This window comes from Streptomyces sp. NPDC002324 (genome assembly GCF_053593335.1).
Map to the genome: position 1 here is coordinate 93,260 of NZ_JBSFCF010000034.1, position 13,526 is coordinate 106,785.

Genomic DNA, 13,526 nt, shown 5'->3' on the forward strand with positions numbered 1-13,526 from the left:
GGGCTGCCGCCCCGGCTACCGGATCCGCTGCCGCTCCTCCCCTTCGTCCTCCTCGTCGGGCAGCTTCACGTCGCTGACCATGAGGTTGACTTCCACGACTTCCCGACCCGCCATCCGCTCCACCGCGGAGATCACGTTCTCCCGCACCGCGGCGGCCACGTCCGTGATCGAGACGCCGTAGTCGACGACGATCTCCAGATCGATGGCCGCCTGCAGTTCTCCGACCTCGACACTGACCCCGCGGGTGGCGGACTTGCCACTGCCGGCGCCGGGCATCCGCTCTCGCATGGATCCCATCGAGCGGGCGAATCCGCTGCCCAGGGCGTAGACGCCCATCACGTCCCGTGCCGCCATTCCGGCGATCTTCTCCACCACCACATCGGCGATGGTCGTCCGGCCGCGAGACCCGGGCGCGGCGTCGAGCTTGACGCCGATGTTCTCAGTCATCGGGATATTCCTCCCTCGCGAGGCCACAGAGCACCCATTACTCAGATTATAGTCTTTTTAGTACCTTTTACCCGGATATGTAGCGTGGCGGGGTGGTTCGACGAGTGACCTGAGGCCCCTGCCCCGCGCTCTCGCGGACACTCCGGGCAGAGCGCCGCGGGAAGAGAACCGCGGCCATGGAGAAGGAGGGTGAGAGGCCAGTGACCGAGGCGTGGACGCAGGCAGTACGAAACCAGCTCGACCTGGGCCGCCTCCTCCCGCTCGGCGGGCCCCACGACGGGACGTGGATCACCGAGCAAGCGGCCGTCCAGGCTCTCGGGCGCACTACCGCCGAGGTTTCCGGTGTCCGACTGGAGTCCCTGCGCATCGGGGCGGCGCCGCTCCAACCCGTGTCCGAGCCGGCCGTCCGTCCGCCGGCCAGCGCGCTACCGCCTGGCCCGCTCACCATCGAGGCCGCCTTCACCGCGTCCCTCGTGCGGCCGCTGCCGGAGACCGCCGACGAACTGAGGAGCACACTGCTGGGCGCGGCCGCTGAACAGCTCGGGCTGGCCACGGTGACGGCTGACATGCGCGTAACGGATCTCCGTGAGGTCCCGGAGACAGGCGTGACGTCTCGGACCGCGGCGACGGCCATGAGGCCCACGCCGGAAGCTGCGGCCGCGCGGAGGTCGCCCCCGGTGACCGGCACAGGGTCCATGCGGGGACTCGCCGGGGAGCTGGCGGACGTAGCAGCGGGTGTGCCGGGCGTCGCCCGCCTCACCGCCGTGCTGGGCAGCCGCCCGGTCAGGGTGGAGGACCATGATGATCCACCCGGCCGTCACGTCGAGGTTCACCTCGCGGTCGGCCCGGGACACCATCCATTGCACGTGGCCCGCGCCGTCAGGGAGGCCGTAGCCGAGGCAGCCACCGCCGACACCCCGGGCCCGGCCACCGTCGCCGTCCTCATCACGGAAACCGCGGCCGGCGACGGACCTCGCCGGTCACCGTGACGAGTGCCCCCCAGTGATCAGCCGCCCCCCTTCCCCGGCCTTCCCGGTTCTTCCCTGAAAGCGCGCGGCCGTCGCTCCGCCGGCCCTGTCCCGCCACGGTGTGAGACCTGCCTGGCAGGGAACCCGCGTGCGGAGAGGGATGTCGTCCCTCTCCGCGCGCGATGTGTATCCGCACCGGCGAAAGCGCATCCCTGCCTGTGGCCCGGTCTCTGCAACTCCCGAGGCGGCGCCTGATCGATCTGCCTCCTTCGGAGAGAGTTTCAGCAACATGACCACCAACACCACGGTCCGCCCCCCGCCCTCGGAGACGTCCGGCAGTGACTTCGCCCGATTGTCGAGAAAGATCGCTGATGCCGGCCTGCTCAGACGCCGCCCCGGCTACTACGCCCTGCGGATCACAGTGGTGACCGCGCTCTACGTCAGCGGGTGGGCCGCCGTCGCGCTGATCGGCGACAGTTGGTGGACGCTGACGGTCGCCGGCTTCCTGGCCGTCGTCTTCGGCCAGGTCGCCCTGATCGCCCATGACGCGGCCCACCGCCAGGTGTTCCGCCGACGCCGGGCCAGCGAAGCATCCGGCCGGATCGCCGGCACCGGCGTCGGGATGGGCTACGGATGGTGGCAGGACAAGCACACCCGCCACCACGCCAACCCCAACCACGAGGAACTCGACCCCGACCTCGACCCCGACCTGCTGGTCTGGTCCCAGGACCAGGCTCGGGCAGCCAGGGGGCTCCCCCGCCTCATCGGCCGCTGGCAGGCGTTCCTCTTCTTCCCGCTCCTCACCCTGGAGGGCTTCAACCTGCACGTGTCGAGTGTGAAGGCGCTGGCCAACCGCTCGCTCAAGCACCGAACGCTCGACGGCACCCTGCTGTTCGCGCACTTCGCGGTCTACCTGACCGTCCTGCTCTGGCTGCTGCCGCCCGGCATGGCGATCGTCTTCATCGCCGTCCACCAGGGCCTGTTCGGCGTCTACCTCGGCTCCCTCTTCGCACCCAACCACAAGGGCATGCCGATCCTGACGGGCGATGACCACCCGGACTTCCTCCGCCGCCAGGTGCTCACCTCACGCAACGTGCGCGGCGGCCGGTTCACCGACATCGCACTGGGCGGGCTGAACCACCAGATCGAGCACCACCTGTTCCCCAGCATGCCGAGCCCCAACCTGCGCAAGGCCCGAACCATCGTCCGCCGCTACTGCGAGGAACTGGGCGTGGACTACGTCGAGACCGGGCTGATCACCTCCTACCGGCAGGCTCTCACCAGCCTCCATCGGGCCGGAGCACCGCTCAGGCACCCCCTCGCCCCGGCCTAGAGACCGGGAATCTTCGTGAACACGTGGAGTGGAGGGGAATCCCCGGGCCAGACACCGCATGTGGGCGTTTCCGCAGCTCACAGCCCTACTCAGGAAAACTCCTGAAGCGGGTGTCGCAGGTTCGAATCCTGCCGGGGGGCACCAGCGCAAAGGCCCCAGATCAATCATGGTCCGGGGCCTTGACTTCGGTTTCTGGCATCAACGGGGGCGGTCAGGAGTCAGGCCGCCCATGGCGCTCACGGCAAGAATCAGTCGGAGATGTCAGCACACCAGCACGTCTCACGATCAGGGACCGCCAGGCCGGGCGGCACGTCGGCATCAAGACGCCAACCATGCGCCAAGAATTGGTCTCGCAGGAGAGCGTCGGCTGCGGTCAGGGCAGCCCTTGCCGTCGTGGCTCTCCGTCGCACGCTCGTCGGTGCCATCGGTGACCGTGTGTCGGGACTCGCCGGGGTGGGCCACTGAACCAGCGGTGCCGCCGGCCCGTTCCGATGCCCGGGGGCAAGCCACCGTGCGCTTCCTTGCTTGTCGTGGGGGCGCTGGTCGGCTGCCGGGCGATGGAAGGGGGCGTGGGTGAGATCAGCGTGCTGGACGGGTGGCAGACAGTAGGCTGCATCCAGCGGGATCGGGCCCGCAGCACAGTGTCCGGGAGGTGCTTCATGTCGGCCGAGATGGTGGCCCCGGCGTGGATGCATGAACAGATCACGGTGGAGGACTACGAGTCCTGGTCCGAGGAGCAGTGCTCCGGCATCGAGATCGTGGACGGGATGGTCGTCGTGAGTCCGAGCGCGTCCAAGCGCCACAATCGGCTGGCCCGGATTCTGGCGAACTCCTTGGATGCCGCTGCGGGCCAGGAGTGGAACGCCGACACGGACTTCGACGTCCGGCTTCAGGACGTCCCCCTCACCAATCGCCGCCCGGACGTCGTCGTGTACCGCGCGGACACCATCGATGTCACCCCCACCCGCCCTGAGCACGTGCTGCTGGTTGCGGAGGTGGTGTCGCCAGGCTCGGAGACCACCGACCGGATCGTGAAGGTCGACCAGTACGCCAAGGCAGGCATCGCCTTCTACTGGCGCATCGAGCAGGCCGCGACAGGCGTTCCTCTCGTCTACACCTACGTTCTCGACCCCGCGACGCGGACCTACCGGGACGGTGACGTCTTCACCGGCGTCCTGAAGGCAGTGGCCCCCTTCCCTGTGGAGATCGACCTCGGCCGGCTCTGAGACCACGCGCCGCGATATGCGAGCGACGCATGACATGCAGCGGCTTATGCCCGCAAGGGCACACGATGACGGTCGGCTCATGGAAGGGCTAGCTGTGCGTAAACAATCTCTCGCGGTCGTCACTTTGGTGACCCTGGCTTGTACTGCATGTTCGGGGGAGCCCACGGACCCATACGCGGCGGATACCGAGCCGTTCAAGGCCATTCCGAAGACGATCGAGTTCCGCAAGTGGCTCGACGAACAGGGTGAGCCGTGGAAGGGGATAACGAAAGTATCCAGTTCCGCACCCGACGCGGCGACCATTCGTGTCAATGAGCCTTACGACAACGAGGAGGGAGCCGAACGCTTGATCCGCCTGTGGGGTGAGTACTCCGGCACCAACCCGTCGGACCTGAACGTCGGCATATTCGACAACGACACCGGCCTCATCTACGCCAACAGCGTCGCCGACTGATGCACTGAGGCTGCACCGACCGACAGACCACGCCCGGTGGATGTGGCAGTCCGTACCCGAACCCAAACGGCAGGCGTTGCAGCAGTTGCGGATGTGAGTCGATCAAGGTGTTTTGGTGCGGCTTTTTTGAATAAGGCCTGAACGCGCCCTTTTTGCAGGGTGTATGGGGCACTCACACTCAGGGAATGGCGGTGGTTCTCAACGGTGTCAGTCGGCCGGAGTGTCTGTTGTGTTCCTCCAACGGGCCCGATGTTCGTGAGCGTGGACGGATCATTCCCCTGTCGGCCGAACTCTGTGACAGGTGCTGGCACGAGGTCGCCAACGAGCTTGCCCTGTGCGAGGGGGCCACAGCCGCGCCGGAGGCCGAGGTGGATCCGGACGATGTGGGATGGGTGGAGCCGCCTACCTGTCGGCGTTGCGATGCGCTCGTACGCCGGTACCCGACCAACTACGACCGCTGGGTGGAGCTGGCCACGTTCGAGCTGCCGGCGAAGAAGGTCCCTCCGCATTACCGTTGGCGTCTGATGCGGCCGAGGGCCGCGAACACCCCAATCGTGGTGGCTACAGTGGCCGTCAGGATCGGCGCCGTCGACCCCACGCCCGGGGAGCCCGTCATTCCCTCCCACGAGTTTGTCTGTCTGCGGCGTGACGCCTGACGCCTGACACTGATTCCAGTGGCGAGAGTGGAGAAAGAGGCACCGGTGAGTGACGCCGAACCGTCCGCGCCCCGGCGCGCCGAAGCCAAGCGTGTGCAGGATCGGCGGCGGCGGGAGCGTATGCGGGCCAATGGGGGCGTCGAGCGTTACACCGTCGAGGAGATCGGGGCGCGGGACGGGTGGGTCTGTGGTCTGTGTCTGGATCCGGTGGACCGGGTCCGGGAGCACCCTGATCCTCGGTCCCCGAGTATCGACCACGTCCGCACCATCTCGTCCGGCGGCACCGACACACGGGACAACGTGCGCCTCACACACTGGGGTTGCAACCATGCGCGCAACGACGGCACTCCGCTGAGGTCCGTCCAGGAGGCCGAGGCCCAGCGCGCGGTGCTCAGTCGGCTGCCCGGCCTCCGGGACCTCGCGGAGAGCCTGAACGCGGAGGACATGGTGCGGCGGTCCCAGGCATCCCACTCGCCCGAGCGGTACCGGGCCAAGCTGGCCCGCCGGGTGGAGCGCTACGAGCGCGAAGGGCGCTGAGAGTACTGAGGGCGCTGACGGCGTCCGGAGGCCCGGCCGTGCCCGCACAGCAACAGCAACAGCAACAGCAACAGCAACAGCACGTTACCGCGCCATCACGGGGCGCCCTTCTCACCTCCTTCCACAGCACGCCGACGTGAAGAAGTGAGGGCCAGGCACACTGGAAGGCAGAGCGTGCGGTGCGTGCGGGGCGTGTGGTGCGTCTCAACGGCACCCCCGGGAAGGATCACATGTTCGTCATCTTCGGCACCAAGGGATACCTGTACCAGCTCGCGATACTGACGCTGGTGTGCGGGCAGTGCGGGAACCCCGCCGCGCACACGCTCAGGAAGCGGGTCACGAAGTTCACGCTGTTCTTCGTGCCGCTGTTCCCGATCTCGACGAAGTACCAGACGCAGTGCACGTTCTGCGGCGCGGAGCAGAAGGTGACCGCCGAGCAGGCGGAGCAGCTCCAGGCGCAGAGTTCGGGCGGCGGTCCCGGCGGCTCGGGCGGCCCGTCCCACGGTCAGCCCCAGCAGCAGCGGTACCAGTCCTAGGAGGCGGCTGTCCGTCTTCCGGGGGCACCGGGGCCTTGTTTGCGAGGGTCCGGCGGGCCGTTGACCTCCCCAAAGAACCGGGGAGGAAAGAACTACCTGCTGCGCCGCCGGCTGAGCGGTGGCCGGCTGAGCAGTGGCCGGCTGAGCGGTGGACGGCTGAGCGGTGGACGGCTGAGCGGTGGACGATGGCCGACCTGAGCGGAGCCGTCGGCAGGTCGCGTCACGGCGCAGACATCGTCACCGCGCAGCCATCGTCGCGGCGCGCCGCCCCGCCCGCTCGGACCGGCCAGCCGACCACAGCACCGACGTCACCAGCACCGAAGCCGCCGCCATCATCGTCATCGCCGTCGCCGGTGAGGTCAGTTGGGCCAGGCCGCCCGCCAGGGCCGCGCTCAGTCCCTGGAGCGTGAGCATGCCGGACGAGTGCAGGCCCAGGGCGTGGCCGGTGAGTTCGGGCGGGGTGAGGGTCAGCAGGTGTTGTTGCTGGATCAGGCTCGCGCCGAAGCCGACGGAGGCGAGGGTCGCGCAGGCCGCCGCGGCGGGGGTCGGGGGGTGGAGGGCGAAGAGGAGGTAGGGGGTGGCCAGGAGCAGCAGGAGCGGGGTGGCCAGGCGGTCGCGGGTCCGGGGTGGGAGGAGGCGGCCCACCGTCACGTCGCCCGCCAGCATGCCGAGCGCCGCGCAGGCGAAGAGGAGGCCCGCCCGGTCGGGGGCGTAGGCGACGAAGAGGGACTCGCAGCCGACGACCAGGCCGTTGGGGATCCACAGGCCCAGATAGAGGCGGCGGCGTGGGGCGGACGACCAGAGCAGGGCGTTCGTGCGCCAGGTCTCGGCGACGGACGGGCGGCCGGAGGCGCGTGGGGCGCGGCGGGTCAGGCCGAGGGCGGTGCACAGGGCCGCCGCCGCGTACAGGGCCGCCGCGACCAGCAGGGTGACCGCCGGGGACAGCAGGGCCACGAGGGCGCCGCCGGTCGCGTAACCGGCGATCTGGGTGATGCCGTGCAGCATGTTGAACACCGAGCGGCCGAGGAGATAGCCGTCCTTCGGGAGGATCTCGTTCAGCAGACCCCAGCGGACTCCGCCGCCGAGGGAGGCGAACAGGCCCTGGGCCGCGATCACCGCGAAGACCGTCCACAGGGGCAGGCCGGGCAGCGCCAGCGACGCCGTGCTCACCGCGAGGAAGGCGGCGAGGCCCGCCGTCGTCGCGCGCGGTGGCAGGCGGTCCGCCGCCGAGAGCAGGGTCGTCGCGCCGACCACCTGGGCGAGGGACGGGCCGAACATGCTGAGGGCGGACAGGAGCGGGGAGCCGGTCGCCGCGTAGACGGAGGTGGCCAGGGCGAGACCGCCGATCGTGGAGGCGGCGACCTGGAGTGCGGAGGAGACGAAGAGAGGGGTGAACTCCGCGGTGCGGAAGATGTGTTGATAGCTGCGCATGGGACACGACCCTCGTCGACCCCATCCGTCCGCCGTAATGTTCCGCGCACACGCGAAAGCTCTTGCCGGGGCTCCGCCGAAGTCGTCGGGCGGACTCGCGTCGTACTTTCGGAGGTGACCGCGTGGGCTGGTGGCAGGTCAACGCCGACACCCTCGCCGGGAGCCGGTTCGTCGTCTCGCCGCTCGCGGAGACGTTCGCGAGTCTGAAGTTGCTCCACGCGGGGGCCGGCACGCACCCCGGGGAACGGGCCTGGTTGCAGGCTCATCTGCCGTCGTACCGCAGCGAGTTGGACCGTGACCCCGTCACCGCCCTGCTGATCCGCTCGGGGCTCGGCAGGGAGTGGATCGCCGACTTCCTGACGCCCACACCCCGCGAGAACGAGTCCTTCGCGGAGGAGATCGCCCGCGTCCGGGGCGCCGACCCCGCCGCCGCACGCGCCCACCTCGCCCTCTCCCTGCGCGGCCCCCTGCCCTCCGCCCTGCACCGGGACGACCTGCCCGACCGTGCGGCCGGCCTGCTGACGTACGTGTGGGAGGAGACCGTACGGCCGTACTGGGAGCGGCGCCGGCGGGTGCTGGAGGCCGATGTGCTCGCGCGGACCGCGCTGCTGGGGCAGGGCGGCTGGACGGCGGTGCTGGACGCGCTGCGGCCGGGAATGAGGTGGCTCGGCGAGAACCGGCTGCAGGTCAATCTGCACGAGTACCCGCCGCGTGAGATCTCCGGGGCGCGGCTGGTCTTCGTACCGGTCACGCCGCAGCGGACGGGGTGGGTGGCGTGGGAGGAGCGGGAGCGGTACGCCGTCGTGTACCCGTGCTCGGGGGTCCTCGCCGACGGCGGAGGCGGAAGTGGGGACGGAAGTGGGGACGGTGAGGGTGGTGGTGGGGACGGTGGGGGTGGTGGGGGTGGGGCCGTCGTGCCCGCCGCGCTCGGGGCGCTTCTCGGCGGCGCCCGCGCCCGGGTCCTCGTCCTCCTCGACTCCCCCATGAGCACGACCCAGCTGTGCGCGGTGACCGGGCAGACCCTCGGCTCCGTCGGCCGTCATCTGCGGGTGCTGCTGGACGCCGGGCTGATCCGGCGCGGGCGGGCGGGACGGTCGGTGCTGTACGCGCGTACGGCGCAGGGAGAGGTGCTGATGCGCGCGCCACACCCTCGCGGGGGCGAACATCCTTCCGGAGATAGCATCCGTTCATGACTACAGACAACGCCACCCCCTCCGTCCTCGACGTGCAGATCGACGCTCTGAAGGGCGGCTCCGCGGACCTCGCGCAGTACGCCGGACAGGCCGTCCTCGTCGTGAACGTCGCCTCGAAGTGCGGTCTCACCCCCCAGTACACGGGCCTGGAGGCGCTGCAGGCGCGTTATGCCGCGCAGGGCTTCACCGTGCTCGGTGTGCCGTGCAACCAGTTCCTCGGGCAGGAGCCGGGGTCGGCGGAGGAGATCGCGGAGTTCTGCTCGGCGACGTACGGCGTGACGTTCCCGCTGACCGAGAAGGTCGAGGTCAACGGTGAGAACCGGCACGAGCTGTACGAGCGGCTCGTGGACCACGCGGACGCCGAGGGTCACACCGGCGACATCCGCTGGAACTTCGAGAAGTTCCTGATCGGCCGCGACGGCTCGGTCGTCGCCCGCTTCTCGCCGCAGACCGAGCCCGAGTCCGCGGAGCTGGTCGCCGCCGTGGAGAAGGCCATCGGCTGACCGCCGGAGGCCCCTTCGTTGACCTTGTCCCTGGGGCAAGGGGCAGCGTCCCTCTCGCCGGGCGGAAGGCGCCCGGCGACGGAGGAGCGACCAGTGCGCATGAACGATGACGACGTGGACGACCTGCTCACCATCGGTGCCTTCGCCGCCCGCGCGCGGCTGTCGGCGAAGGCGCTGCGGCTGTACGACCGGCTGGGGCTGCTTCCGCCGGCGTACGTCGACGAGGTGAACGGCTACCGGTACTACCGGGCCGACCAGGTCGAACGTGCCCGTCTGGTGGCGCTGCTGCGTCAGCTCGACATGCCTCTGGCGCGGATCGCCGAGATCGTGGAGGCCGTCGAGCCGGACGGCGCGCGGGCCGCCGAGCGGCTCGCCGCGTACTGGGCCGGGGCCGAGGAGCGGTTCGCGGCACAGCGGACCCTGGTCGCCTACCTCCGTGGACGGCTGTCGGGAAGGGAAACCGGTATGTACGGGAAGTTCACGGTCGAAACGGTCGACACCGCTCCCCAGGTGCTGCTGACCCAGTCGCGCCACACGCTCGCGGACGAGTTGCCGGCGTGGATCGGGGCGTCGCTGGGGCGGCTGGAGGAGGGCGCGGCGGCGTGCGGCGGAAGCACGGGCGCGCCGTTCGTCGTCTACCACTCCGAGGTGTCGATGGAGAGCGACGGGCCCGCCGAGGCGTGCGTTCCGGTGGCGGACGAGAGCGCCGCGCGGGCGTGGGCGGCCGAGTACGGGCGGTCCCGGGAGACGAAGGTGCGGGTGGAGCCGGCGGGACGGCTCGTGTACACCCGGATCAGCAAGGCCCAGGTGGCGCATCCGCAGATCCTGGCGGCGTTCGAGGCGGTCGAGCGGTGGATCGCCGGTCAGGGGCTGGAGATCAGCGGTCCGTGCCGCGAGGTCTACTTCGCCGACTGGGAGGCGGCGGGTCCGGAGGACCCGGTGTGCGACGTGGCGTTCCCGGTCGCATCCTGAGTCTGCCGGCCGGTCGCATCCTGACTCCGGCGGTGCCGGTCGCGTCCTGACTCCGGCGATGCGGCCGGTGCCGCCGGTGCCGGTGCCGCCGTGGCCGGGATACCGATGCGGTCTGATACCGATGCGGTCGTAGGGGTTTCCCTACGGCCGTACCGGATCGCATACGTCCTGTCGGCCAACTGTCGGCGAGTGGTTAGCGTCTACCTCAACACACGGAGAACGTCAGGGACGACGTCTGTGAAGACCGCACCCGCCCGCACGAGCCGAAACGGAACGGAAGAGCCGCAGTGGCCTTTGCCGAGCTGACCCCACGACGACCCGTCTCGCGCGCCGACAAACCGTCGCGCGAGCCGTGGCGGGAACGCCACCGGGTGCCCCTCACGGCCGCCCTGTGCGCCCTGCCGCTGTATTTCGTGTGGTGGGCGGTCTTCGCGACCGGCGGCGGCGACCTCGCGGCCCAGGTGGCGTGGGCGGAGTTCGCCAAGATGTACCCGGACTCCGCGGTCAACCTGTTCTGGTACGGGGGGCTGCACGCGGCGAACTACAGCGTGCTCTCGCCGTACCTGATGGCGGCGTGCGGGGTGGTCCCCGTGACGCTGGTGTCGGGGCTCTCGGCCTCCTGGCTGGCCGGTGCGGTCGTCACTCGTACGGGTGTACGCGCGCCGGTGCCGGTCGCGCTGGCGGCGACGTTCTCGCTGTGGTGCCAGGTGGTGTCGGGGCGCTCCACGTTCATGCTGGGCACGGCCTTCGCGATGGGGGCCCTGCTGGCGGTGCTGAGCGGGCGCGGCGGGCGGCAGCTCGCGGCGGCGGCGGTGTGCGCGACGCTGTCCACGCTGGGGAGTCCCGTCTCCGGGCTGTTCCTCCTCGTGGTCGGCGCCGCGTATCTGCTGTGCCGTGAGTGGGGCCGGGCGGGGGCGCTGATCCTGCCGCCGGTGACCGTCGTGGCCGTGACCACGCTGTTGTTCCCCTTCGAGGGCGAGCAGCCCATGGCCTTCAGCCGGATATGGCCGCCGGTCGTGCTGTGCGCGGTGGTCGTGCTGGTCGCGCCGAGCGCCTGGCGGGTGCTGCGCCTGAGCGCCGCGATCTACGCGCTCGGCGTGGTCCTGTGCTACCTGATCCCCACGCCCATCGGCACGAACGTCGAGCGGCTCCTGGAGCTGGCGGGACCGGCGGCCGCCCTGGCGATCTGCCTGTACCGGGGCGAGGCGCGCGCGGACGGCTCCCGGCTCCCCCTGCCCTGGTTCACGCCGCAGCGGCGGACGGTGGCCGGGGCGGTGGCCCTGGTGCTGTCCGTGACCTGGCTGACCGGCAAGACGACCGCCGACATCGTCACCAACACGAAGGTGCCGGAGTGGGCGGTGAAGACCGACGGGGTGGTGAAGGAGCTGAAGCGGCTCGGCGCCTGGAAGACCCGCGTCGAGGTGGTACCGGCCCGCGACCACCGTGAGGCCGCCATCCTCGCCCCGTACATCAACATGGCCCGCGGCTGGAACCGGCAGGCCGACGTGGAGCGCGGCCGGCTGTTCTACGAGGGTCACGGCGGGACCGAGGTGCCCGAGGGGGCGTTCACGCCGGCCGCGTACAAGGCGTGGCTCTCGCAGTGGGCCGTCGGGTTCGTGGTCCTCGTCAACGGCGAGCCGGACGGGCCCGCCGAGCTGGAACACGCGCTGGTGACCAGTGGGCCGGACTATCTGCAGCCCGTCTGGCAGGACGCCAACTGGAAGATCTACCGGGTGAAGAACGCGACGCCGCTGGTCGACAGGCCGGCCACCGTCGTCAGCGCGGACGGTGCCAACCTCGTCGTCCACATGCCGAGGGCCGGCGAGGTCACCGTCCGCGTCGCCTACTCCCCCTGGCTCTGGGCCGACAACGGCTGCCTCACCGCCGACCGCGAGTCCGACGGCGACCTCACCGAGTTCACCCGCCTCACGGTCCACGAACCCGGCAATGTCCGCATCAGCTCCCAGTACGGCGGACCGTCCCGCAAGACGGCCCTCGAGTGCGAGAAGGAAGCGGACGAGAAGGGGGTTGGCGGGGAGGAGTGAGGGGGCGCTCGGCACGCTCGGCGGGGGTGCGCTTGCGGGGAGGGCGCGCGGGGCGGTCAGGGCGTGGGGTGATCAAGGCGCGGGCTGCTCAAGGCGTGGGGTGATCAAGGCGTGGGGTGCAGCGCTCGGCGGGCCGCGGCGAGGTGTGCCTGGCGGGTGGCTTTCAGGGCCTCGAAGCTGGTCGGGTCCGCGGTGATCGTGGTCCGCTGGATGCGGGTCTCGGCGGCGCGCCAGACGGCGACCACATCGGTCTCCTCCTTGCAGCGGACGTCGGCGCGGGCCGTCTCGATCTCGCGGGCGGAGGGGGCCGACGAGGCGGACCAGCGCGGGTCGTTCACGACGGCCGGCGGATCGGCGTACCGGAAGCCGTCCTTCGCCATGCAGGCGCTCCACTTCCGGAACACCGCACGCACCCGGGGGTCGCGCCGCGACTCCGCGAAGGCCCGCATGGCGTGGCGGTTGAGGATGTCGTAGTCGGACTCGGGCACACCCCGCAGCAGCCGGTCGTGCGCCTGCCGCCAGCAGCCCCCGGTGCCGTCGTCGCCGTACGCGGCACGCCGTTCCCCGGCGGAGAGGGACTCGGCGCGTCGCTCCCGCGCGGAGGTGAAGCGCACCTCCGCGACCGGGTCCGGCGGCGCGTGGAACCCGAACCGCCGAGCCACGGCGTCCTCGATGACCCCGTACCGGCGCCGGTTCGGCGGATCCGTCTCGGCGGCCTTCACCGGCGGACGGGGCGTCCAGTCCATCCCCTTCGCCTTGAGGCAGTCCCGCATCAGCACGTCCTCGGCCGCCGCGACGAGGTAGTCGTCCGCCTTGGACATCTTGTACGCGTCGAAGGGCAGCAACAGGTCCCGGGCCTGCGCGCTCGGCGCGGGGGCGGCCTCGGCGGCGGTACTCGTCCGGGCCACCGGCCGGCGGGTGGTGGTCGTGTCGGCCGCACAGCCCGCCGTGACGACCACGAGGCCGAGGACGGCGACACCTCGCAGCGGGCGGCGGGCGAGGCGTCCGACGGACACGGGGAAGGACATGGAACGGGCTCCTCTGCGTGTACGTGACTGCGTGTGCGGGACTGCGTGTGCGGGACTGGCGCGTACGGGTCTGGCCTGTGCGGGACCGGCCTGTACGGGATGGGCCTACGGGTCTGGCGTGCTGATACGTGCGAGGGGGCGCCGCGGGCGGGCGCGGGGCCCCCCCCATGCGCGAGCGCGTAGGGGAACCCCGGGCC

14 protein-coding genes are annotated in these 13,526 nt (G+C 70.6%); 11 read left to right on the forward strand and 3 right to left on the reverse strand.

Annotation, left to right across the window (positions count from 1 at the left end; translation table 11 throughout):
• Positions 1-15: 15 nt before the first annotated feature.
• Positions 16-447 (reverse strand): Asp23/Gls24 family envelope stress response protein, encoded by a 432-nt coding sequence (locus tag ACWCRJ_RS33805; RefSeq protein ID WP_450942871.1) that lies wholly within the window; start codon positions 445-447, stop codon positions 16-18.
• Positions 448-647: 200 nt separating this feature from the next.
• Between ACWCRJ_RS33805 and ACWCRJ_RS33810 the strand changes: the two genes are divergently transcribed.
• From ACWCRJ_RS33810 to ACWCRJ_RS33840, 7 genes are all read left to right on the forward strand, one after another.
• Positions 648-1,436, forward strand: a complete 789-nt coding sequence (locus ACWCRJ_RS33810) for a hypothetical protein (protein WP_450942872.1) — start codon at positions 648-650, stop codon at positions 1,434-1,436.
• A gap of 268 nt (positions 1,437-1,704) precedes the next feature.
• The gene (locus ACWCRJ_RS33815; RefSeq protein ID WP_450942873.1) at positions 1,705-2,748 is read left to right on the forward strand and encodes a fatty acid desaturase family protein; all 1,044 of its coding nucleotides are present in this window, start codon (positions 1,705-1,707) and stop codon (positions 2,746-2,748) included.
• Positions 2,749-3,407: 659 nt separating this feature from the next.
• On the forward strand, positions 3,408-3,974 hold the full coding sequence (locus ACWCRJ_RS33820; RefSeq protein ID WP_450942874.1) for a Uma2 family endonuclease: 567 nt from the start codon (positions 3,408-3,410) through the stop codon (positions 3,972-3,974).
• 79 nt (positions 3,975-4,053) lie between these two features.
• Positions 4,054-4,428 (forward strand): hypothetical protein, encoded by a 375-nt coding sequence (locus tag ACWCRJ_RS33825; protein WP_450942875.1) that lies wholly within the window; start codon positions 4,054-4,056, stop codon positions 4,426-4,428.
• Between the two features lie 185 nt (positions 4,429-4,613).
• A complete protein-coding gene (locus tag ACWCRJ_RS33830; RefSeq protein ID WP_450942876.1) occupies positions 4,614-5,084 on the forward strand; it encodes a DUF6083 domain-containing protein in 471 nt (156 codons plus the stop codon).
• Positions 5,085-5,129: 45 nt separating this feature from the next.
• The gene (locus tag ACWCRJ_RS33835) at positions 5,130-5,621 is read left to right on the forward strand and encodes an HNH endonuclease (protein WP_450942877.1); all 492 of its coding nucleotides are present in this window, start codon (positions 5,130-5,132) and stop codon (positions 5,619-5,621) included.
• A 230-nt stretch (positions 5,622-5,851) separates the two neighbouring features.
• Positions 5,852-6,157, forward strand: a complete 306-nt coding sequence (locus ACWCRJ_RS33840) for a zinc-ribbon domain-containing protein (protein WP_450942878.1) — start codon at positions 5,852-5,854, stop codon at positions 6,155-6,157.
• A gap of 237 nt (positions 6,158-6,394) precedes the next feature.
• On the opposite strand, the gene ACWCRJ_RS33845 is transcribed toward ACWCRJ_RS33840, so the two are convergent.
• Positions 6,395-7,588, reverse strand: a complete 1,194-nt coding sequence (locus ACWCRJ_RS33845) for an MFS transporter (protein ID WP_450942879.1) — start codon at positions 7,586-7,588, stop codon at positions 6,395-6,397.
• A gap of 122 nt (positions 7,589-7,710) precedes the next feature.
• On the opposite strand from ACWCRJ_RS33845, the gene ACWCRJ_RS33850 reads away from it, so the two are divergent.
• The 4 genes from ACWCRJ_RS33850 to ACWCRJ_RS33865 all read left to right on the forward strand — a co-directional run bounded on the left by ACWCRJ_RS33850 (position 7,711) and on the right by ACWCRJ_RS33865 (position 12,301).
• The gene (locus ACWCRJ_RS33850; RefSeq protein WP_450942880.1) at positions 7,711-8,781 is read left to right on the forward strand and encodes a helix-turn-helix domain-containing protein; all 1,071 of its coding nucleotides are present in this window, start codon (positions 7,711-7,713) and stop codon (positions 8,779-8,781) included.
• The gene (locus ACWCRJ_RS33855; RefSeq protein WP_450942881.1) at positions 8,778-9,284 is read left to right on the forward strand and encodes a glutathione peroxidase; all 507 of its coding nucleotides are present in this window, start codon (positions 8,778-8,780) and stop codon (positions 9,282-9,284) included. The genes ACWCRJ_RS33850 and ACWCRJ_RS33855 overlap by 4 nt, the downstream gene beginning before the upstream one ends.
• Positions 9,285-9,383: 99 nt before the next feature.
• Positions 9,384-10,256: a MerR family transcriptional regulator gene (locus tag ACWCRJ_RS33860; RefSeq protein WP_450942882.1), complete on the forward strand. Its 873-nt coding sequence runs from the start codon at positions 9,384-9,386 to the stop codon at positions 10,254-10,256.
• Positions 10,257-10,627: 371 nt separating this feature from the next.
• On the forward strand, positions 10,628-12,301 hold the full coding sequence (locus ACWCRJ_RS33865; RefSeq protein ID WP_450942888.1) for a hypothetical protein: 1,674 nt from the start codon (positions 10,628-10,630) through the stop codon (positions 12,299-12,301).
• A 104-nt stretch (positions 12,302-12,405) separates the two neighbouring features.
• Here ACWCRJ_RS33865 and ACWCRJ_RS33870 read toward each other — a convergent pair whose 3' ends face one another.
• Positions 12,406-13,329: a hypothetical protein gene (locus ACWCRJ_RS33870; protein WP_450942883.1), complete on the reverse strand. Its 924-nt coding sequence runs from the start codon at positions 13,327-13,329 to the stop codon at positions 12,406-12,408.
• Positions 13,330-13,526: the final 197 nt, after the last annotated feature.